The sequence below is a fragment of the Nostoc sp. genome, from assembly GCF_041747015.1.
Taxonomy (GTDB): Bacteria; Cyanobacteriota; Cyanobacteriia; order Cyanobacteriales; family Nostocaceae; genus Nostoc.
Window position 1 is genome coordinate 35,078 of record NZ_JBGTFY010000082.1, and the last position, 22,155, is coordinate 57,232.

21 protein-coding genes are annotated in these 22,155 nt (G+C 41.2%); 14 read left to right on the top strand and 7 right to left on the bottom strand.

Annotated elements, in window-relative coordinates:
• Positions 1–134: 134 nt before the first annotated feature.
• Positions 135–809, bottom strand: a complete 675-nt coding sequence (locus tag ACEW80_RS06460; RefSeq protein ID WP_373525801.1) for a response regulator transcription factor — start codon at positions 807–809, stop codon at positions 135–137.
• 457 nt (positions 810–1,266) lie between these two features.
• A complete protein-coding gene (locus ACEW80_RS06465; RefSeq protein WP_373525802.1) occupies positions 1,267–2,700 on the bottom strand; it encodes a sensor histidine kinase in 1,434 nt (477 codons plus the stop codon).
• 715 nt (positions 2,701–3,415) lie between these two features.
• On the opposite strand from ACEW80_RS06465, the gene ACEW80_RS06470 reads away from it, so the two are divergent.
• Complete coding sequence (locus tag ACEW80_RS06470; RefSeq protein WP_373525803.1) at positions 3,416–3,658, top strand: hypothetical protein; 243 nt, start codon at positions 3,416–3,418, stop codon at positions 3,656–3,658.
• 136 nt (positions 3,659–3,794) lie between these two features.
• Here ACEW80_RS06470 and ACEW80_RS06475 read toward each other — a convergent pair whose 3' ends face one another.
• A complete protein-coding gene (locus ACEW80_RS06475; RefSeq protein ID WP_373525804.1) occupies positions 3,795–4,505 on the bottom strand; it encodes a GDYXXLXY domain-containing protein in 711 nt (236 codons plus the stop codon).
• A gap of 252 nt (positions 4,506–4,757) precedes the next feature.
• Complete coding sequence (locus tag ACEW80_RS06480) at positions 4,758–6,179, bottom strand: DUF2157 domain-containing protein (protein WP_373525805.1); 1,422 nt, start codon at positions 6,177–6,179, stop codon at positions 4,758–4,760.
• Between the two features lie 224 nt (positions 6,180–6,403).
• On the opposite strand from ACEW80_RS06480, the gene ACEW80_RS06485 reads away from it, so the two are divergent.
• Complete coding sequence (locus ACEW80_RS06485; RefSeq protein WP_373525806.1) at positions 6,404–7,360, top strand: RsmB/NOP family class I SAM-dependent RNA methyltransferase; 957 nt, start codon at positions 6,404–6,406, stop codon at positions 7,358–7,360.
• 290 nt (positions 7,361–7,650) lie between these two features.
• Here the strand turns inward: ACEW80_RS06485 and pip are convergent, their stop codons facing one another.
• Together pip and mnmA are read right to left on the bottom strand one after the other, a co-directional pair.
• A complete protein-coding gene (gene pip, locus ACEW80_RS06490) occupies positions 7,651–8,589 on the bottom strand; it encodes a prolyl aminopeptidase (protein WP_373525807.1) in 939 nt (312 codons plus the stop codon).
• A 135-nt stretch (positions 8,590–8,724) separates the two neighbouring features.
• On the bottom strand, positions 8,725–9,780 hold the full coding sequence (gene mnmA / locus ACEW80_RS06495; RefSeq protein ID WP_373525826.1) for a tRNA 2-thiouridine(34) synthase MnmA: 1,056 nt from the start codon (positions 9,778–9,780) through the stop codon (positions 8,725–8,727).
• A 328-nt stretch (positions 9,781–10,108) separates the two neighbouring features.
• Between mnmA and ACEW80_RS06500 the strand changes: the two genes are divergently transcribed.
• The 12 genes from ACEW80_RS06500 (at position 10,109) to ACEW80_RS06555 (ending at position 21,417) form a co-directional block, all read left to right on the top strand.
• Complete coding sequence (locus ACEW80_RS06500) at positions 10,109–10,957, top strand: hypothetical protein (RefSeq protein ID WP_373525808.1); 849 nt, start codon at positions 10,109–10,111, stop codon at positions 10,955–10,957.
• 25 nt (positions 10,958–10,982) lie between these two features.
• Positions 10,983–12,587 (top strand): NAD(P)H-hydrate dehydratase, encoded by a 1,605-nt coding sequence (locus ACEW80_RS06505; RefSeq protein WP_373525809.1) that lies wholly within the window; start codon positions 10,983–10,985, stop codon positions 12,585–12,587.
• An 88-nt stretch (positions 12,588–12,675) separates the two neighbouring features.
• Complete coding sequence (locus ACEW80_RS06510) at positions 12,676–12,867, top strand: hypothetical protein (RefSeq protein WP_373525810.1); 192 nt, start codon at positions 12,676–12,678, stop codon at positions 12,865–12,867.
• Positions 12,868–12,930: 63 nt separating this feature from the next.
• Positions 12,931–13,170, top strand: a complete 240-nt coding sequence (locus ACEW80_RS06515) for a hypothetical protein (protein ID WP_373525811.1) — start codon at positions 12,931–12,933, stop codon at positions 13,168–13,170.
• The gene (locus ACEW80_RS06520; RefSeq protein WP_373525812.1) at positions 13,167–13,382 is read left to right on the top strand and encodes a type II toxin-antitoxin system PemK/MazF family toxin; all 216 of its coding nucleotides are present in this window, start codon (positions 13,167–13,169) and stop codon (positions 13,380–13,382) included. The genes ACEW80_RS06515 and ACEW80_RS06520 overlap by 4 nt, the downstream gene beginning before the upstream one ends.
• Positions 13,383–13,410: 28 nt before the next feature.
• Complete coding sequence (locus ACEW80_RS06525) at positions 13,411–13,521, top strand: hypothetical protein (RefSeq protein WP_373525813.1); 111 nt, start codon at positions 13,411–13,413, stop codon at positions 13,519–13,521.
• A gap of 163 nt (positions 13,522–13,684) precedes the next feature.
• Positions 13,685–13,879: a DUF433 domain-containing protein gene (locus ACEW80_RS06530; RefSeq protein WP_373525814.1), complete on the top strand. Its 195-nt coding sequence runs from the start codon at positions 13,685–13,687 to the stop codon at positions 13,877–13,879.
• A 108-nt stretch (positions 13,880–13,987) separates the two neighbouring features.
• Positions 13,988–16,534, top strand: coding sequence for a restriction endonuclease subunit M (locus ACEW80_RS06535; protein ID WP_373525815.1), 2,547 nt, complete (start codon positions 13,988–13,990; stop codon positions 16,532–16,534).
• Between the two features lie 283 nt (positions 16,535–16,817).
• Entirely contained in the window at positions 16,818–17,933 is a 1,116-nt protein-coding gene (gene cbiD / locus ACEW80_RS06540; protein WP_373525816.1) for a cobalt-precorrin-5B (C(1))-methyltransferase CbiD, read from the top strand.
• A gap of 225 nt (positions 17,934–18,158) precedes the next feature.
• Complete coding sequence (gene guaA / locus ACEW80_RS06545; RefSeq protein WP_373525817.1) at positions 18,159–19,781, top strand: glutamine-hydrolyzing GMP synthase; 1,623 nt, start codon at positions 18,159–18,161, stop codon at positions 19,779–19,781.
• Positions 19,782–20,010: 229 nt separating this feature from the next.
• Entirely contained in the window at positions 20,011–20,211 is a 201-nt protein-coding gene (locus ACEW80_RS06550; protein WP_373525818.1) for a response regulator, read from the top strand.
• A gap of 372 nt (positions 20,212–20,583) precedes the next feature.
• On the top strand, positions 20,584–21,417 hold the full coding sequence (locus ACEW80_RS06555) for a class I SAM-dependent methyltransferase (RefSeq protein WP_373525819.1): 834 nt from the start codon (positions 20,584–20,586) through the stop codon (positions 21,415–21,417).
• 98 nt (positions 21,418–21,515) lie between these two features.
• Here ACEW80_RS06555 and ACEW80_RS06560 read toward each other — a convergent pair.
• A partial coding sequence (locus tag ACEW80_RS06560) for a cation diffusion facilitator family transporter (RefSeq protein ID WP_373525820.1) occupies positions 21,516–22,155 on the bottom strand: 640 nt, incomplete at its 5' end.

The window sequence follows — 22,155 nt, forward strand, 5'->3', positions numbered from 1 at the left end:
AGCTTTGATATTCCTCTAGTTATTGAATGGTACGTAGTCTGAAATCATTTGGTGATCGGCAACTAAATTAATTTTTTTACAACCAAAATATCTGTTGTAAAAATGTAATTTGCACCCATTAATTGTTATTATAATTACTCTCGTAAAGCATATCCTACACCACGCACTGTATGAACCAAACGTTTCTCTTTATTTTCCTCTAGCTTGAGCCGCAGATAACGAATATAAACTTCGATAATATTGGAATCACCCATGAAGTCGTAACCCCAAACTTTTTCCAGAATTTGATCTCTAGTAAATACCTGACGGGGATGTGAAAGGAGATATTCTAATAAGTCAAACTCTTTTGCTGTTAACTCAATGCGTCGTTTACTCCGAAACACTTCACGAGTGCGGCGGTTTAAGCTTAAGTCTTCAAACTGCAATAAATCTTCGTCTGTTTCTTGCGTGCGGCGGAGATGAGCGCGAATTCTAGCTAGCAGTTCCTCAATGCTGAAAGGCTTAACTACATAATCATCAGCTCCTGCATCTAATCCTGCCACGCGATCGCACACTTCATCTTTTGCTGTCAACAAAATTACTGGTACTGTACTGCCTGTTGCTCGCAAACGGCGACAAATTTCCAAACCTGTCAGCCCTGGTAGCATCCAATCCAGAATCGCTAAATCTGGTGATGAGTCTCGCGCCAAGGTTAAACCAGCGATGCCATCATGGGCTACACTTACTTGATATCCTTCGCTACTAAGTTCTAATTCGACAAATCGCGCCAGTTTGACTTCATCTTCCACCAAAAGGATATGTGCTGTCATAAGATTGTTTGCATATAATTTAACTCTAATATAAACGAGTGGCAGAAAAATGAGTTTTACCTGAATAGAGTTAGAGCTTTTGCTTAGAAAGCTGTAATCCAATACGCTTGGGTTAAGCCCGAAATCTTTGGTAGAGACGCGAAATTTCGCGTCTCTAAAGGTTTAAAATCACTACCAAAAAACCTTAACTCAAGCGTATTGAGCTATAATCCTAATATACAAAGATTTTCTCTTTTATCTTAACTAGTAAAAGTTTTATAAGAATATTAGTTTTGAAATCTCAGAAGACTTTAATTTATGAGTCAGCTTATTCTTATAGTCATGTACGAGTCTATTAATTACAGGTTTTTGATTCACATAAAAATGAGTATTTCATCATGAAAGGTTTAGTTTTCGATAGTTTATCTGCTTTAATACTCACTACGCCTGTAAAGTATCACCAGTCTATTTTCACAAATCACATAGGACTGCTATATGTGGGTAAGGTGATTGTAAACATACTTCCTTCCTCTAACTTTGATTGCACGCTTACACTACCCCCCATACCCTCTACAAGTGTCTTGACGATTGATAAACCTAAACCACAACCCCCAGTAGTATGAGAGCGGGATTCATCTACGCGGTAAAATCTCTCAAAAATCCGTGCTTGGTGTTGTAAAGGAATGCCATAACCTTTATCACAAACTTGAATAATTGCCTTGTCTTGAAGCTGGTTTAATTTAAAAATTATGGGTGTATTAGCTTCCGAATACTTAACAGCATTATCAATCAAATTTAACAATACTTGCTTGAGGCGACTGTAGTCTACTTTTACCTCAATTGGGTAAACTTTTGATTCGATGGTAATTATGCGATCGCTATACTTTTCTGCCATCATTACGACTTCTTCAATCAAGTCATTCAGCACATAAGATTTCATCTGAAAATATAAGTAACCACTATCTGCTCGTGCTAAATCAAGTAAATCTTGTAGCAGGCGGATGGTACGTTCAGCTTCCGATGCAGCAGTTTCTAAAGCTTCTTGTTGGGTTTGGGTTAAATTATTCTGCCTTCGCAACACACTTTGCAAGTAACCATGTACAATCGTTAGAGGTGTGCGTAATTCGTGAGAAACATTACTCACAAATTGTCGTTCTTGCTCCCAAGATTGCGAGAGGCGCGATAATAGCATGGTCAAAGTTTGAGCTAATTCTTTAACTTCGCTAGGTGCATTATCAAGATATAGCTGCGCTTGTCCTAAATCTTCAGCAGAAATCACAGAAGTCATTTGATTTAGCTGCCGTAGAGGTTGCAGAGAACGCTTAATATAAAGTGCGATCGCAACTGTTAAAATAATAATTGCCAAAACACTAGTAATACTTAAACTCTGTACCATTGCCATAAACATTTTTTGTTCACGGGTGATATCCTTTACTACAAATAACTCACCCAGTAGCTTACCCTGCACTTGCACAGAACTAGCAGATAAAACAAAGTAGCTTTGGTTAATTTTATAAATATGTGATTCAATCGGCATCTTAGTCAGAGATATTAACTCAGCTACCGTAGTATCAGATAATAAATCAAAAGTGGCAGATTTTACTAAAATTTTATTATCAGGACTTTTTAGCCATAATAATGTATTGGTATTTGCTAAATTATTAATAGCCTTTTGCAACCCAGTTTCAGGTTGCATCATTTCACTATAAATTTGCACATCTTGCGGCAAGCGCTTGGCAATTTGTTCTATATTATACTTATGACTATCAACTAAAATTTGTTGCATTTTCCAACTAGTCCATGTAGCGAGGCTACCTAATACTAAAGCTGAAAACCCAGCAATACCAACCGTGAGGCGTGACTGTAAGGAGAATGGGTCTATATTTATCCAAACTTTTGTGATTTGCTTCACGTTCTGGTTGTGTTTTAGGTGTTGAATAAAGCTTTATTAATAAAATCAAACTGCTAAATATAAAATTGTTGTCAACCGCTACATCTTTAGTTATAGCTGATTTGAACTTACCTTGATTACATACCTACAATGAAAAGATTGCTAAAGATTTTTATTTTCTCACCGTCTTAACTCTGCAAATCTTTCCATACTAGTAATCTAAATGTATTTGCTAGTAATTAAATTAATTTAAGCTGAGAATTTCCTTAAAATTTCTACTACTGAATGATTAGGCGTAAATTGTTGAGGATATTCTTCCAGCCTGAACCCAAGTCATACCAATCATACTATTAAAATCTTGCAACAACCAGGTCTTTCTGTTGGTTTACGTCTTGTTCTAGATGATTATTCAAAACTTGAGAGCGAACACTAATTATGAGATAAGCACTTATTATTTCCCACCATTTCTGTATTTGGGAATAGTTAGTTACCCATATAAAAAAATTACTACCTCCAATGGAGATGATGTTCCAGAACTTTATCAACCATTGTAGAGTAGCAAGCAGCGCTGAAGTGAGGAGCATCCAGCATCAGATTGCTATGCCCCTGCGGATGAGTGCATTGTACACAATTGAAAACAGTTATAGTATCAAAAGCTTCAGAGATGACATTAGCTGTCTAAATGTGTAAAGTAGTTGAGAGTCAACTACTATTTTAATCTTTGACGCATCTATCTATGGTTATAAAAAAAAATCAACGTCTTCTGATGCTAGTTGTTTCCTGTAGTATAACTGGTGTAATTTTAGGAGGTACTGCCAGTTGGGCAGAAAGTAGTCTCTGCTTGCAAGATAGCAAAGTTACAAGTGAGTGTCTAACCCAAGACCCAATCCAAAAAACTATCCAAGGTATGAGTACCGGATTGTTAGCTGGGGCTGTGGCTGCTTGCAGTGCAGTATGGCAGTTACGGCACGAAGATTAAGCTTACGTGTGTCTAAATTGGACATTTTTTCTGTCGTTAAGGCTGTGATTTGTCCTTTGTCATTTGTATTTACACAAGACTAATGACAAAGGACAAACCTTGCGAGTAAATATGCAATGTTTATTTGCCTAACAGCTTAAAAGCGATAGTTGCGATCGCGTATCCACATACTAACTGGCACTGCCTTACCCTGTGGATCAACTTTTACCTTGACTACTATGGGTGGTAATTGTCCTCTCCTGGCGCGTTGGGCTTGCAAGTCGTTCTTAATCTGCTGCCGTTGATTTTCTGGGATATAATATGTTTCTAAACCGTAGTTGATGGAACCATCCTGATAAACACCTTTTAAAGCTACCTGATTGGCTCTAAGAGTTGTGGGGCGATCGCTACTGACTCGCAAAGGTCTCCAAGCTCTAGGAACACCGCGGCCTGATGATAGTTGCTCTTGTAAGATTACGTACACGTTGGTTCCTTCAGGTAATCGTCTGCCACTTCCACGACCTTTGCTAACTATGGTTTGCCAACCAGCTAGTCTGCTCAAATTTGCGGTACGGGATATATTGTAATCTAACGCTAGAGTATTACCTTCCAGCACATCGTTAGGGTTTACAGGTACGGTTTGCAAAATCACCGTTTTGCCCGTCATGTCTGTGTAAAGCGCTTGGGCTGGTACTGCCATAATTAGCCCAGTTTGCATTGCCAAGGGTACCAGTAACCGCCATAAAGGTAAGGGCTTATTCGATTTTTGTTCAGTGGCAATCAAGTAATCCCGAAAAGTCACCTTATTAGAGAATTCGGCTTCGGGAGACAAGGGTTTATTTTTAGATTCAGAAGAGTTATTAGTCATGACACGTAGTCCTAAAAAGCAGAGGTTTGAGGAGGTTAAAAGTAACGAGATTAGGACTGACGCAGAGAAACTTTAAAAACTTTGACGCACAGAGACTTTGATGATGAGTAAATTTTAGAAGTAGTTATCAAAATTCTGAATTCTGAATTTTAGATTTTTTCTTTAATTCAAATCTGAATTCTGACTCCTGAATTCTGATTCCTGAATTCTGACCGGAGGCGGAGCGTCTCCGGCTCCGCTCCTGATTTTGCACTACTTCTTACTTGCAGAGCCAAAAGCACCAGGTACACGGCGTTCAAACCAAAGTCCAGCGCTAATTAAAGCAGAACCGCACAAGACAAAGACCAATGACTTAAAAAGTAAGTCTGTGTCATACTCTTGCACCCGGCTGACAATTTGCAGTGTTATTAACAGCATACCGCCCCAAAAGGAACTTCTGTTGCTTAATTTCAATCCTTCTTGAATTAGTCCCCAGGCTAATGTTGCTAGAAGTACATTGAAAATAAAAATACCAAGTTCATCAATCCGGCTGATAGTTTGATGCCAAAAAGGTACTAAGGTAATGAAGACAAGAAAGGTACTAATGACAGCAGTCGTGAAAATCACTTCGCGGCGCGGAGGATTATTTCTTTGACGCAGTAGAAACAACCATTGCAATACCGCCAAGCCGCTGAGAATTCCTAAATCGATGATTGGCAGAGACTCAAACAAGTTTATCAAAGTCGTTGGCTGATTATAATCATAATCTGGAGATTCCCAGACCCAACGAAAAGACAGGACATAAAAAACGATGCCAAAGCTCACCAATGCTAAATTACGGGCAAGAGATTGAAACAATCTGTAATTTATGGTTGGGAAGAGCAGGTCATCATAACTCCAGAATAAAGCAGGTGGGAGCGCAAAAGCAAAAGATGCCACCCAAGGAGCTATATCAGCATAATTCGGCAGTGGCAGGGGATTGAGATTGGCTTGTAGGGAACTAGCAAAGAGAAACGCTGCTAGAACAAAAATCCAACGCGATCGACAGATGTAGGCTAAGGGTACAAACAGCAGCCATGCCAACAAAGGCATATGCTGCACTACCAGTCGTGACCAAGTTAACTCACCTGAAGAGTACCATAAGTCTTCTAGTCCCGTCCAGTAGCCGATTTCAACAAGGACAATTGACAGAATTCCTAAAGAATTGAATGACAGACTGTACGCCATCACCACAACACCCAACCCCCAGGCGAGAAAAAGTTGGGAAATTGAACCGGCAATGTTGAACATCTGAGCCATGAGCAGTAAATTTGCACCTAAAATAAAAGCGCTTAAAATTAGCAATCCCTCTCCCAGTGAGCGTTTGCTTTGTTGTAACTTTTTCCCTTCAGGTTGTCTCCAGGTGTAAAAACCAGTGATAGCGATCGCCAAAAACAAACTTATTAGTAGAATAAACTTGATTTCTCGTGAGCCTCCTTGCCAGTTTCCGGCGATAAAAGTAATTATGCCTAAGCATAAAAGTATACCCCCTACACCTATTGCGATCGCTTTATTGCGATCGCGTGCAGCAGCTTCCAGGTTTTTAAATTGGTAACGTTCTGCTATTTGCTGATACTGCGAAGAACTAATGAATCCTTCATCTATCCATAATTGTGCTTCTTTGCGTAATTTTTGCTGAAAATCATCTAAGAACATGACTTTCTCCGGTGCAATGGGGTAGCTTGGCTATTGCGATCGCAATGGCGGTCATTATATTTTGAGTATGAAGCCAAAAGCCTTAATTACACTGTTCTTGTGTAACAATTTGATTTGTATTCGAATACAACCGATTAATTCGTAATGACGCTCGATGACTCGCTAACGTAATGAAGAAAGTTAGGTTACAGATGATTTAAAATTTACATTATTTATATATTCAGATGGAAAAACCTTCTAATTTATTACTTAAAGTCTCGCGGCGTTTATTTACTAATCTAGATGACCAAGAAAAATTTATCCAGGCTTTATTGAAACCTGAGCCTTTCTCACCCAGTATTCTTTGGTGTCAAGAAAAGCCAGAGATTTCGCCTTTTGCAGTGGAAACACCAACTCATTGGCAACCACAATTTATAGACCGTTTATCCCTGGGAGAAAAACCCGGTCAGCATCCATTGCATGAAAAAGGATATTTTTATTGTTTAGATTTCTCTTCGGTGTTTGCGGCTACCATTTTGTTAGCTATTCCTCAGTCAGTGCGTTTAGCTTTTGATATGTGTGCCGCACCCGGAGGTAAAAGTATTTTCGCTTGGAAAGCTTTACAACCTGACTTACTCATCAGTAATGAAGTAATTGGCAAACGTCTAGGAATGCTAATTTCTAATCTGAAACGTTGCCAGATTAACCCTAGTGCAGTGGTTAATAGAGATTCGAGTATATTTGCCCAAATGTCACCATCTTCTAGCAATCTAGTGATAGTAGATGCTCCTTGTACTGGACAATCTTTACTTGCTAAAGGCGAAAAAGCACCCGGCTGTTTTCACCCAACTGCTATTAATAAGAGTGCAAATCGGCAAAAGCGCATTATAGCTAACTCTGCTAAACTTGTGTCATCACAAGGCTATATTGCTTATATGACTTGCACATATTCACCAGAAGAAAATGAGCAAGTTTGTGAATGGTTTTTAGAACGTTTTCCCCAGTTTCAGCCGATGGAAATTGGTAATTTAGCTAAATATCAGTCGCATTTAACTACGATGCCTTGTTATCGAATGTTTCCTCAAGATAGGTTAGGTGCTGGTGCGTTTACAGTATTATTTAAAAATACTAATGAGGATGAGCATCAAGAAATAGATTTAAATCCAATATCTTCGCTATATATTTACCAAAATCTGAAATAGTTAATGACATTTTGTGCATTTATATGTTAGTCAGATATAGAAATACCCATTAGTGTAAAGCCCTGGGAGCAAAGTGAGACTTCTGTTAGAAATGGCTATACTTAAAACAACTGCGATCGCTAATTAAAATAAGTAAACATTAGATGCGAAGCATGACCCGTGTTTACATTCATTTGATCGTGAGTATGGCTCTATTTATAAAATAGTAAGGATTGCCTTGTCGTGGGTTTGGTCTTACATCCGCTCCTTTGGCGAACTCCCCCGTTCCACAGGCTAAATATTCAACCGAATTAAATATTATCTGTTGCCTCAATCAAAGCACTACGAATTCCTGGTTCACTCATTGAATGTCCAGCATCAGGAACCACTATAAATTCGGCTTCTGGCCAAGCGCGATGTAATTCCCAAGCTGATATCATTGGGCAGACTACATCATAGCGTCCCTGAACAATTACAGCCGGAATATGGCGGATGCGGTGTACATTTAAAAGTAATTGATCTTCTGTTTCCAAAAATCCTTTATTCATAAAGTAATGACATTCAATACGTGCGAAAGCTGAAGCAAATTCACTCTCGCCAAACTTTTGCATGAGTTCTGCGTCTAAGAAAAGTCTACTGGTGCTACCTTCCCAAATTGACCAAGCACGGGCTGCTGTCAATTGAATTTCTAAATTTGGACTAGTTAAGCGTTTGTAATATGCTGCAATTAGATCATCACGTTCATCTATGGGAATCGGTTTTAAATATTCTTCCCAAGCATCAGGAAAAATATAGCTAGCCCCCTCTTGATAAAACCAGCGCAATTCTTTTTGTCTCAGCATGAAAATCCCACGCAGAATTAGCGCCGTGCATCGAGAGGGATGGGTTTGACTGTAGGCTAACGATAAAGTGCTACCCCAACTACCACCGAAGACCGCCCACTTTTCTATACCTAAATGTTGGCGCAGTTTTTCGATATCACTGACTAAATCCCAAGTGGTGTTTTCTCGCAATTCGGCATGGGGTGTACTTTGACCACAACCACGCTGGTCAAACATCACTAACCGCCATTTTTCTGGATGGAAATATTGCCGATAAAAAGCTGGACATCCACCACCAGGTCCCCCATGCAGCAAAACAATGGGTAGACCTTGGGGGTTCCCTGACTCTTCAAAATGAATGGTATGAATGTCGGAAACCTGTAAACTACCTTCCAGATAAGGTTTGATTGCTGGGTAAAGTTCTCGCATTTTGGATATTTTATAAGAAGAATTCACAACTCAGGAGTCCGAATTCAGTTTTATCTCCTGCGAGCAAATATACCTCAATTCGCACGGAACATTGGTTGCTAGGTAATTTATGCAAAAACAGGGTAAGAGTTATGATTAACTAAACTGTTCAATTATTCCGCCACCTAGCACTTTTTCACCGTCGTACCACACCGCAGCTTGTCCGGGGGTGATGCTGATTTGGGGTTCATCAAACACCAAACGCACACGGGAGTTTTCCAACGGAATCACCGTCACTGGTGTAGGAGTTGAACGATAGCGAATTTGCACTTCGGCATGAATTGGGGTGGATGGTTCGGCAATAGAAACCCAGTTTACTCGGCCTAGAGTGCATTCTGGTTGCGTTACCTTTGTGCGATCGCCTACAATCACCTTATTATTCACAGCATCTAATTCAATCACATACAGCGGTTCGGCAGCAGCAATCCCCAAGCCTTTGCGCTGTCCAATGGTGTAGTGATGGATGCCATCGTGCTGTCCCAAGATTTTGCCTGTGACATCTACAATATCTCCTGTTTTGGGAGCTAAATATTTATCTAAAAATGCGCGCATAGAACCGTTACTTTCCACTAAGCACAAGTCTTGACTTTCTGGCTTATCGGCAGTTTTTAGTCCGTATTCCGTAGCGATGCGGCGGGTGTCAGTTTTTTCCAGTTCGCCCAAAGGAAATATAGTTGCTGCCAGTAAATCTTGAGACAAATCATAGAGGAAGTATGATTGGTCTTTGTTGCGGTCAATAGCCCTTAATAATTGGTAACGTCCGGTTGCTTCGTTATAGCTAATTCGGGCATAATGACCAGTGGCGATGCGATCGCATCCCAATTCTTCACGAGCATATTGCACCATTGGCCCAAACTTCACCGTTTTATTGCACTGGGAGCAAGGTAAAGGCGTGATTCCAGCACTGTAACCAGTTACCAGGTAATCGACAATATGCGTCTGAAAAAGATCCCGAATATCCACAACTTGATGGGGAACGCCCAGTTGTTCACAGATATCAGCCGCGTCGATCATACCTTCAGAGCAACATTGACCTTTGCCTTTCATTAGCCAAAGAGTCAAACCAATCACTTCATAGCCCTGATGGTGCAGGATAGCTGCGGCAGTAGAACTGTCAACACCACCAGAAAGACCAACGACGACTTTTTTCATCCAAAGCACGACACCATAGCTGCGTGGTTGTCCAATTGTAGCACACACTCTTTCATTGCCTTGCTGTCAAAGCGCTTCAGTTAATGAAGAATTGAATCTTGCGTAGGCGCACCGTCGTAGACATCGCTGTTTATTCCCCGATCACCTTCGTCTAAGATTAGTTACAGATGAATTTTTTGCCACGCACATAAGCTAATTTTACGTTAACACTATATAGTTGCTACAACGGTAAACTAATTAGTTTCTGACGGAAATTGTCTAAAAATATTTTGATTACTTTTTAACTACTATGTCGAGTGCAATACCAAGTCAATTTAACTCATTTCAGATGTTGCCCTTAATAGTGGGAGGATGGTTAGCGCTGATCCCCTACTCTACCCCAGTACAAGCACAAATTCACAACAGCAACCTGCTACTGGCTCAAGAAGCAGGTGAAATTTTACCACCAGTTCCCTTTGGTCAACAGCCACCACAGCTACAACCAGTCCAACCATTGCAGGACAATCAATTTGAGCAGAACTTTCAGCCCTCCCAACCATTACAGGACAATCAATTTGAGCCGAACTTTCAACCCTCTCAACCATTACAGGACAATCAATTTGAGCCGAACTTTCAACCCTCTCAATCGCCACAATTTAGTCAATATAACCAGAACTTTGAGCGCTACTTAGTTTACGTAGATGGTAGTAATTTCCAGACGCTACAACAAATCCGTCAAATTGAACCCACTGCTTACATTCGGCAGTACCAAGGACGGAATGTAATTCAGTCAGGAGTTTTTAACAGAGTATCTAACGCCCAACAACGGGTTAGTGAGCTCCAGTCACGAGGTATCTATAACGCCCGAATTATCAGTTTTGCTAACGGACAGGAAATAAATCCAGGCAATAGAGGTTTTGTAGGCAATAGAAGTAATCCTACCAGGCAAGCCTCTAGATATTATGTCGCCATTCCCACCACTCCACAACAGTTACCTGCGATCGCAGCCCAAGTTAGGCAGAATTTAGCCCGATATAGCCAAGACTTAGGACGATCTGGTGGAGTCATTGAAAGGACTCAACCACGAGGGCCACACGTAGCAGTAGGGCCTTTTTCTGAGCGATTCCAAGCCGAGGAATGGAATAAGTATCTGCGAAATATAGGATACGCTAATGCCAGAGTCTACTACGGAAAGTAATTGAAGTAGGCAGGAGCCAGAACTGATGCAAAACAGGCAAGAACAAATTTCGCAAGTGGTAGTGACCGCTGGTCAAATGCGTGATATTGAAGAGCGGATCTTTGCAGCGGGAATGCCTGTAGTTGCTTTGATGGAAAAGGTAGCGGGATTAATTGCGCGTCGCATTCAAGAGATCCCCCCAACCCCCCTTAAAAAGGGGGGCAATATTGCTTCAAACAGCCACTTTTTAAGGGGGTCGCCACAGGCGGGGGGATCTCGTGTAGGGATTCTCGCAGGCCCCGGTCATAATGGCGCAGATGCTTTAGCAGTAGCCCGTGAATTACATTTTCGCGGGGATGAAGTTTGGATATATTCTCCTTTTTCTCAGCTCAAAGAATTAACTTCGCAGCACCTACAGTATGCTCAGAGTTTAGGCATCCCAATTTATCAAACAATTGAGCAACTGCCAGATTCCAATTTGTTGATTGATGGGTTATTTGGATTTGGTTTAGAAAGAAACCTTATTGATCCCATAGCTTCTGCAATTAATCAGCTAAATGAATTGTCTGTGCCAATTTATAGTATTGATTTACCTTCAGGTTTACACACTGACACTGGCGAAGTACTAGGAACTGCCATTCGCGCCACTCACACTTTTTGTCTGGGTTTATGGAAACTAGCTTTCTTCCAAGATCAGGCGTTGGAATATCTCGGCAAAGCTGAGTTAATCGATTTTGATATTCCTTTAGCTGATGTAGAAGCTGTTATAAAAAATACACCCAGAATTAAACGTATTACACCAGCAACGGCACTTGCGACTCTACCCCTACCCCGTCCACCTGTTACCCACAAATATAAAGAAGGACATTTACTGCTAATTTGTGGTTCGCGGCGCTATGCTGGCGGGGCAATTTTAACTGGTTTGGGTGCGCGTGCTAGTGGTGTGGGGATGCTTTCAATTGCCGTACCCGAATCCCTGAAATCTCTTTTGGTGTCACACTTACCAGAAGCGCTGATTGTCAGTTGTCCAGAGACAGAAACCGGAGCGATCGCCCACCTACAACTACCAGAAAAAACTGATCTGAGTTCCTTTGATGCGATCGCCTGTGGCCCCGGTTTAACACAAGATGCCACTCCCGTTGTCCAACAGGTCATAGAAAGCGATCGCCCTTTAATTCTCGATGCCGATGGTTTAAATATTTTGGCACAAATGGGAGCGATCGCCACATTAAAAAAACGCCAAGCAGTAACCGTACTTACACCCCACACTGGCGAATTCCAGCGACTTTTTCCCGATGTCACCGATGCCAAACATCACAGGGTGAAAGCAGTACAAGAAGCAGCGGCACAAAGTGGGGCGGTAGTGCTGTTAAAAGGGGCAAGAACTGCGATCGCAAACCCTCAAGGTGTCGTTTGGATTGTTTCTGAAAGCACACCCGCCTTGGCGCGCGGCGGTAGCGGCGACGTATTAACTGGGCTACTGGGTGGATTATTGGCGCAAGCAGCAACTAAACAGATTCCTGGAGAAAATATTGTGGCAACTGCTGCTTGGTGGCATTCGCAAGCGGGTATAATAGCCGCCCAAGAGCGTACCGAGTTAGGTGTAGATGCGTTTACATTGACACAATATTTGATGAAATCTCTAATCTAAATAATTAAACGGCTTTTAATCATAGAGCGATCGCCCAGTTTGATAAGATGATTGGCATACTTGGAAAAGGTCATAAGTTGTTCACTTTATGACAACCAAGAAATATATTTACTGGCAAGATGAAGAAATGTGGCTTGGCTATCTCCAGGAATATCCAGACTATTGGACTCAGGCAGAAACCCAAAACGAATTGAAGGAGAACTTAACTGATATTTACAAAGAATTAACGAGCAGGACAATCCCCAATGTCCGAAGAGTGGCTGAACTTGAGGTATCGTGAAACGACGGGACTTGATCAAAAGTCCTTACAATAGAGAAGGCTACTGATCGTTATTTTCTTCCAATGCTAATTAGCACTGAAACTCTTAAGCAAGATTTGGATCAACTTGACCGCTACCAACTTCAACAAGTTGCTGACTTTATTGCCTTTTTGAAGTTTCGCGGTCAGCATCGTCGCCGGGTTGTCCTCGATCAAACTCAACTGGCTGACCTGTTTACAGAGTTTGCCGATAAAGACCGCGCTCTTGCCGAAACAGGCATGAGCGACTACGTAGCAATGCTCCACCAGGAAGATCAACCATGACTAACCCTCTTCAAAGGGGTGAAGTCTGGCTAGCTGACCTCAATCCAACTCAAGGCTCTGAACAAACAGGCGTTCGCCCTGTCATCGTCTTCCAAAACAACATAGTTTCCCAGTTCTCAACTACTATCATTGCCATTCCCCTCACCACCAACCAACGCCGTGCTGCGTTGCCTATATGCTTAACTATTGAGCAGGGGCAATGGCGGACTTAGCCAAGACTCTGTTGCCCTGTGTTTTCAGATGCGTGTTCTAGATAAAACTCGTTTGATTCGCAAACTGGGACAACTGAGTTCTGAAATAATTTCCCAATTGGAAGAAGTAGTTTTGCTAACCTTGGGATACGAGTCATAAATGCGGAAATGAAAGACGATCCCGATTTTGATGAGAAGGTTCAAGCCGCGATTCGCCAAAAGTTAGAAGCAGCAAGAAGCAGTAGTCAGCGGGTTAACACAGTGTTGGAGCCGACTGACCAAGAGTGATTTGTGAGAGCCAAAGAAAGGTTATCTACTTTTTTATGAATTACCATGACATTATTACGATTGAACCTGGAAAACGCAGTGGTAAACCCTGTATCCGGGGAATGCGAATCACTGTTTATGATATTTTGGAGTATCTTGCGGGCGGAATGACTGAAGCAGAAATCCTAGAGGATTTTTCTGAATTAACTTCCGAAGATATCAAAGCGTGTCTTGCTTTTGCTGCACGATAATGTATATTGGTTCGGTACTGTCGTCTAATATCCAATAGCAGCCAAATGAGGAATATTCTGTGCGATCTATCCAGCTTATCCAATGAAGCAAGCGTAGAAACTTGGTTTTTGAACCCATTGCTGGAGCTTTTAGGCTATGTTGCTTCAGATATAAAACTTAAAACTTCTATTGATTCAATTAGGGTTGGGCAAGGTAGAAGAAAAATTCTTTACAAACCAGACTACATTGTGTCAGTAGATAGTTTACCAGTAATTGTTATTGATGCAAAAAGCCCAGATGAGAACATAGATAACTGGGTATCTCAATGTTCATCCTACTGTTTAGAAATTAATAAGCTTTTTGATGGATTTAATCCTGTAAAATATTTTGTTTTAACCAATGGAATATTAACTAAACTATTCAGATGGGATCAGAGTGGTGAGATCATCACTCTTGAATTTAAAGATTTTCAAGAATCTGGCGAAAAATATATAGAATTAAATTCCTTTATTGGCAAGGAGCATATTACAAAAATTACAGATGAAGAGCAACAGGAAATTGGTCAAACCCCTTTTGAATTTGCGCCTACTTCACTGGATAAACTATCAAAGCTTTTTGAAAATATTCATCAAAGTATTTGGCAAGAAGAAAAGAAAACACCAAGTGCTGCCTTCATGGAATTAATTAAGATAATTTTTGTAAAACTTCAGAATGATAAAGAATTACGTGCAAGGTTAAAAGATAGATATCCAAAAATAAAAGATATTGTTTTCTCTAAATACTGGATTTCCACACAGACAGAGGTTGAAAATCCGGTAAATGACATTTTATTTAAAAATTTAGTACGTGGACTTGAAAGAGAGATAACCGAAGGAACTAAAAAGAGATTTTTTGATACTAATGCTGAAATAAACTTGAACCCAAAGACTATTGAAAAGATAGTCGAAAAGCTGGAAAATATCGACTTGTATGGCATGGAAGAAGACATACATGGTCGGATGTTTGAAACCTTCCTTGATGCAACTGTTCGCGGTCAAGAGTTAGGACAATATTTCACACCTAGAGATATTGTTCAACTAATGGCTAAAATAGCTGATCCAAAAGTTTCAAAAGACAGGTGCGATACTGTCTTAGATGCCTGTAGTGGCTCTGGTGGTTTTTTGATAGCAGCAATGCTTTATATGCTGGGCAAGGCAGAAAACCTGGTAGGAGTTTCCAATAGAGAGAAACAGAAAATTAAGGAAAAAATTAGAAACGAGCAGATATTTGGAATCGATGCAGGAAGTGATCCACAAATTTATAGGATTGCCCGTATGAATATGTACCTTCATGGAAATGGGGGTAGTAATATTTTCTTTGCTGATTCTTTAAATAAATCAATCGGACAGATCGGTAGAGGAAGTATTGAGTATGACAGAGAAATTAGAGAACTAAGAAATATTTTGGGTGAAAAAAAATTTGATATCATACTTTCAAATCCACCATTTTCGGTCAAGTATTCTTATGAAAATCAAAATCAGGCAGCAGTTTTGGATCAGTATGAATTAGCTACTACTTCAGGTAGTCGAGGTTCTTCTCTTCTCAGTAGTGTCATGTTCTTGGAGAGGTATAAGGATCTTGTCGCTGAAGACGGCAAGGTATTGGCAATTATAGATGAATCAGTTTTATCTGGAAGTAACTATAAACTCATTCGTGACTATATCAGAGATAATTTTATTATTAAAGGTATCATCTCTTTGCCCGGAGATGCCTTCAAGAGATCTGCTTCGAGAGTGAAAACCTCAATTTTAATTTTGAGATTAAAGCAACCAGAAGAAATACAGTCCGATGTTTTTATGGCTAAATCTGTATATCTAGGGTTGGGTGAAAAGATAGCGAAAAGATTGGGTATTAGTAAGCAAGGGCTTGACTCTGGAAAGGAGCAGGAGCTTAAAGTGATAGTCGAAAATTTTAAGAACTTTGAACAAGGTATTTCAGGTGATTATGTTGTTCCCATCTCTGGAATTGAAGATAGATTAGATCCTAAATACTGTTTCAATGACAACGGACGACGAAAAGATTATTGGATTAGCCAAAACTTATCTGTTGTAAAATTGGGGAAGGTTTTGCATGAAGCTCACAATCGGGCAGTAAGTGTTGAAACTGAAGAAGAATATCAGATGCTAAAAATTAATTATGGAGGGGAGATTTTAGATGGGGATTTGAAAGAGGGTGATGACTGTTCATATTCCAAACTTTACAGTGTCAGAGGTTGGGATATTTTATTCTCCAATATGGGTGTTGGAAGAGGTGCAATTGGAATTGTGCCTCCTTATCATGAGGGCAAATTTGTATCAAATGAATATACTATTTTAGAAACAGATTCAAAAGAAAAAGCCATTTACTACACTACTCTTTTAAGATCAAAAGAAATTTTGGGTGATATACTATCTAGCACAACTGGAATGAACCGTGGAAGAATTAAGTGGGAAAACATGGCAGAGGTGGAAGTCCCTCAATACGATCCTAGTAGAAATGACATGACGAGCAGTATATCTGCTCTGGAAAACTTGTGGCGAGCCTATGCAAGCTATCTTGGCTCTAAATCCAGTTCCGTGCAAGAGCTTACTTCTAGCTTGCATCTGGAAGATGAAGATGCAAAGATCCGCTGGCTAGCTAACAAACCTCCTGAGTAACTCGACACCTAACAACCGTGTTGCATCGGACAGGTAAGATGTCGATCTGAGGTACTGGGAGATCATTAGTCAATTTTTTGTTTCCCTCGTTTCCTGGCATAGAGAAATTGAGCAATGGAAAGATGAAGATGACATTCTTATTGAAGTATTTTCTGAAAACGACCAAGTTAAGAGTATTTCAGTTCGCATTGATGTACGCAATATAAATCATTCATCACTGTCTTCTCTACGAGACGCTGCGCGATCGCTTTCAAAGAATTCTTTTGACTTTTAAATTTACAAAATGTCCCGTTCTGGATACACACTCCCAGTATTTGCCTGTGCTGCTGCTATTGCAGCTTTACATTGGTTACGCGATCGCCAACCCCTAAAATTTGCGTCTGTAGATTTGATTGAACCCGCTCAAATCGCCGAAATCCCAATTGAACAGGTAGCAGGACTATCTGAAAATATGGCTTTAGCGATCGCCCGTAGTGACCCTGGTGATAATCTTGATTTGACTAAAGATACACCGATTTGGGCATTGGTGGAATGGAGAGAAGAGGGTGATGATGCTGTAATTATCAAAGGAGGGGAAGGAATTGGCAGACAGGTGAATGCTGATGACAAGCCGGCTATCTATGCGTTTGCTCAAAGGCTGTTGCAAGAGAATTTGCAAGCGATTCTAGCACCGGGGGAAAAAATCACGGTAACGATTATTCTACCAGAGGGGCGATCGCTTGCTGTTCGGACTTCAAATTCTGCTTTTGGTGTGGTTGAAGGACTTTCCCTTTTAGGCACAACCGGTATTTCTCAACCTTTGAGTACACCCGATCAGCTGGCAGTCTTTCGGGCTGAGTTACAAAATAAAGCCAGTCGTTTTGAAAGTTTAGTATTCTGTATTGGGGAAAATGGCCTAGATTTGGCGCGTAAACTAGGGATCAATCCTGAACAATTGGTCAAAACTGCTAACTGGCTCGGCCCAATGTTAGTAGAAGCTGACGTGCTGGGTGTGAAAGAAATCTTATTATTTGGCTATCACGGTAAGCTGATGAAACTGGCAGGAGGAATTTTTCACACCCATCACTACTTGGCTGATGGCCGCCGGGAAATTTTGGCAGCACATTGTGCGATCGCTGGTTTAAAATCACCAGATATCCAAGTAGTATTTAATAGTGCTACAGCTGAAGCCGCACTGACATATTTACGATCGCTAGACGCTTCAACTGATAGTGATTGGGTAAATCAAGTTTACAGTGCGATCGCTGAAACTATCGATGTTCGTTCTCAAGAATACATCCAAAGCCATAGCGAGCGCGGCACTAGAGTAACAATGTGTGGCTCTATCCTCTTTGATGGCGATCGCAAAATTATCGTGAAGAGCAAAACTGCTGCTCTGTTAATGGGAAAATTATGTTAATTTATGATGAATAATCGTAAACAATCCAAATAAATAATCTTTTCAGTGGCCACTCTAAGATAAATTTATCGTTCTAATACCATCTCAGACTCAGGGATTGTACAAACGCAATTAAGCTTGCGTTTGTATAGGTTTTCTATACCATTATCAGCATGACCAAGCTGATAAGGCTATGACTATAGACTACAGAGCAACTATCTACCTTACATTTAAACTCCCTGCATCATGAATACAGCGGTGACTCTACTAACCGAACAAGCGCCTCAAACATTTGAACCTTTGAAGCGGCTAGATCGTCAATTAATTGTGATTTTGGATTTCGGCTCTCAATATTCTGAGCTAATTGCCCGTCGCATCCGCGAGACTCAAGTGTACTCTGAAGTTTTGTCCCATCGCACAACTTCTGCACATCTGCGCCAACTCAATCCTAAGGGAATTATCCTCTCTGGTGGGCCGAATTCAGTTTACGGTGATAACGCTCCCTATTGTGACCCAGAAATATGGAATTTGGGAATACCTATTTTGGGTGTTTGCTATGGGATGCAGTTGATGGTAAACCAACTCGGTGGGGAAGTGGCAAAAGCCGAGCGAGGTGAATACGGCAAAGCATCATTATATATTGACGATCCCACAGATTTGCTCACTAACGTCGAAGATGGCACTACCATGTGGATGAGTCATGGAGACTCAGTTATCCAAATGCCACCAAGGTTTGAATTGCTAGCGCATACAGAAAATACCCCCTGTGCTGCCATTGCCCACCACGAAAAGAAATTTTATGGCGTTCAGTTTCATCCAGAGGTGGTGCATTCCATTGGCGGCATAGCATTAATCCGTAATTTTGTCTACCACATCTGCGATTGCGAACCCACTTGGACAACAGCGGCTTTTGTCGAAGAGGCAATTCGGGAAATTCGCGCCAGAGTTGGCGAAAAGCGGGTGCTGTTGGCACTGTCTGGGGGAGTGGATTCTTCTACTTTGGCCTTCTTGCTGTCTAAAGCGATTGGAGATCAACTGACTTGCGTCTTTATCGATCAAGGCTTTATGCGAAAGTATGAGCCAGAGCGATTGGTCAAGCTGTTTCAAGAGCAGTTTCACATTCCTGTAGAGTATGTTAATGCCCGCGATCGCTTCTTAGCCACGATTACTAATATCACAGATCCTGAAGAAAAACGCCGCCGCATCGGACACGAATTTATCAGCGTCTTTGAGGAAACATCCAAACGCCTCGGTCAGTTTGATTATCTGGCTCAAGGGACTCTTTATCCAGATGTGATCGAATCTGCTGACACCAACGTTGATCCTCAAAGTGGTGAGCGAGTCGCGGTGAAAATTAAGAGTCATCATAATGTTGGCGGTTTGCCCAAAGACCTAAGATTTAAATTGGTGGAACCACTGCGGAAACTATTTAAAGATGAAGTCCGCAAAGTTGGGCGTTCCATTGGTTTACCAGAAGAAATCGTCCAACGGCAACCTTTTCCTGGGCCTGGCTTGGCAATTCGCATCTTGGGTGAAGTCACATCTGAGCGGTTAAACATTTTGCGCGATGCCGATTTGATTGTGCGGCAAGAAATTAACCAACGCGGCTTGTATCACCAAGTATGGCAAGCGTTTGCTGTCTTACTGCCAATTCGTAGTGTTGGCGTTATGGGCGATCAACGTACCTACGCTTACCCGATTGTTTTGCGGATTGTTACTAGTGAAGATGGCATGACTGCGGATTGGGCGAGAGTTCCTTACGAGGTGCTGGAAGTAATTTCTACCCGGATTGTGAATGAAGTGAAAGGGGTAAATCGGGTGGTTTATGACATTACCTCTAAGCCGCCTGGAACTATTGAGTGGGAATGATCTAAACGCAAACAAGCGCAGAGGGTTTATCTTTTCTCTGCGCTTTTTGTCTGATTTCAAGACTTTCAAAAAGATTTGGTGCAGAGCTATTTCGTTCTAAAGAGAAACTGCCCAGAACTGAAGTTCTGCGGTTCATAACTAAAGTCCGTTAAAACCGACTATAATCTTTTCTCAGTCGTCTTTAGACGGCTTTTGCTATTAGACTCAGAATTCACTCTGAGGCGGACAGATGAGTAAGAGCCGGACACTGAATGCTGGTATTTGGGGAAAACTCCCTGCGATCGCCTTAACTGCATACAGTGATAACGAGTATCGTATCCGCGCCCTAGAAGCTGGCTTTCAGGCTCATGTAGCTAAACCAGTTGATCCAGGGGAATTAGTTGCGATCATAATAAATTTGGTTACTTCTGTAAAAGTTAACACCGATTAACTCGGGTATTATTTTTCGAGCAGAATAACATACATCATCCCTGATCGTTACTTTTATGAGTTGCTCAGTTCACTAAATGTAATGTATTATTATCGTATAATAATCTACTTAGGAAAAATATTCGCCTATAGCGAGAAACGGAGCGGTCATTATAAGTTTTTGCTTTATTAATTCAATTAACATTGTAAAACTAAAACATCTGATTAATGTACAGCTTATAACCACTTAAAGCTGAAATATTAGGATTATCTCATGTCTGAAAGCTTGGTTTCTTGAATTTGCCAACAGTATGCATTATTAACCGCGTGCGGTATAAATTCAAACTAGCTTTGATTGTCATTTTAGAATTTGTGATGAATTTTGTATCGATTAATGATGAATAAGGAAACTTTTACAGATCCATCTGCAGACTATAAATTTATTGAAGACAAGTTTGCTTTAGAGGATGAAGTCACGTCCATTAAATACTTCGATGAACAATTGCTCCAATCGGACAAGTACTGGCGGCGCTTAGGCGGACGGCCTGAATTCTCCGGCAAAGTTGTCCTTGAGATCGGCTGTGGACATGGTGCACTGTCCATTGATGCAGCCATTTCAGGAGCGCAGCAGGTGATTGGTCTTGACCTCATTAGTAACCGCATAGCATTTGCCCGCCGTGTCGTAGTGGAACGCTTCCCAGATATCGCCAACAAAATAGAGTTTCATCACTTGGACATTGACGATATAACGACCCTTGATGGCAAGGTCGATATCGTAATTTCTAAAGACACTTTTGAACACATTATGGGCATAGATAGAGTTCTTCTCTCAATAAAACGGGTTCTACGGGAAGGGGGCTTAGTGATAACTGGTTTTAGTCCACTCTATTACAGCCCTTTTGGCGATCATGGATTTCACGCAATTGGACAGCGCATCAGGCTACCGTGGGCGCATCTCATTCTTGGTGATGCCCGTGTTGTCGCAGCTTATAATAAGTACCATCCTGGAATCGAGTGCCATTCGATCTATGATCTTGGACTCAATAAACTTAAGCGCCGCGACTTCCTGCAAGCCTTTGATCAAGCCGGATTTGTGATTGTTAGCGAAACCATAAATGCTCTATACGGGGCTTCCAAACTGATGCTATTGTTTCGACTTGCGAATAAAATTCCTGGGCTTGAAGACTACACAACTGTCAATATGAACATTGTAGCCCGGAAGACCTAGTGTCTTATCTAAGGGGATTAAATTCACAGAAATAGGCGATACGCGGGAAGCTCAATCTCTTCAGAGTTCTGAACTTTGGTGATTTTGAATTGCTTAGACTACTTTGCTCCAGTTTCAAAGCTAATTTGTTCAGACTTATATCCTGGTGGCTCGACGTGAATTAAAATCCTCACTGGACGGAAGCGTTCTTCTAGTCGGCTTTCTACTTCTTCGGTGATGTGGTGAGCAGTTTCTACGTCTGGTGCATCTACTATTAAATGCATTTCAATGAATACTTGGCGACCAAGAACACCGCGAGAAGCGATCGCATGGCAGTTAATTACACCTGGAACAGAAGTAGCGATGGCGTGTATTGCTTCTGGTGCGATCGCCATTTGATCTACAAGCCAAGGCAAATTCTCTTTTAAAACTGACCAGCCACTCCAAAATACCAACAAGGCGACAGGAAAAGCTAACACCAAATCCATCCATTGATAACCTAGCAAAACTCCTATCAAGCCGCCAATTACGGAGATTGTTACCCAAATGTCACTCATGGTATGTGTAGCGTCAGCTATGAGAATAGAGCTACCTACCCGCCTACCCACAGTACGTTCATAAAACGCCACAAAAATATTCACACCCAGCACAATTAGTAATAACCACAATTCAGGTGGCGATATTTTCACAGGTTCACCACCACCTTTGAGAATTCGCTCAATTGCTCCTTGCAGAATTTCAAAACAGGCTATTCCTAAA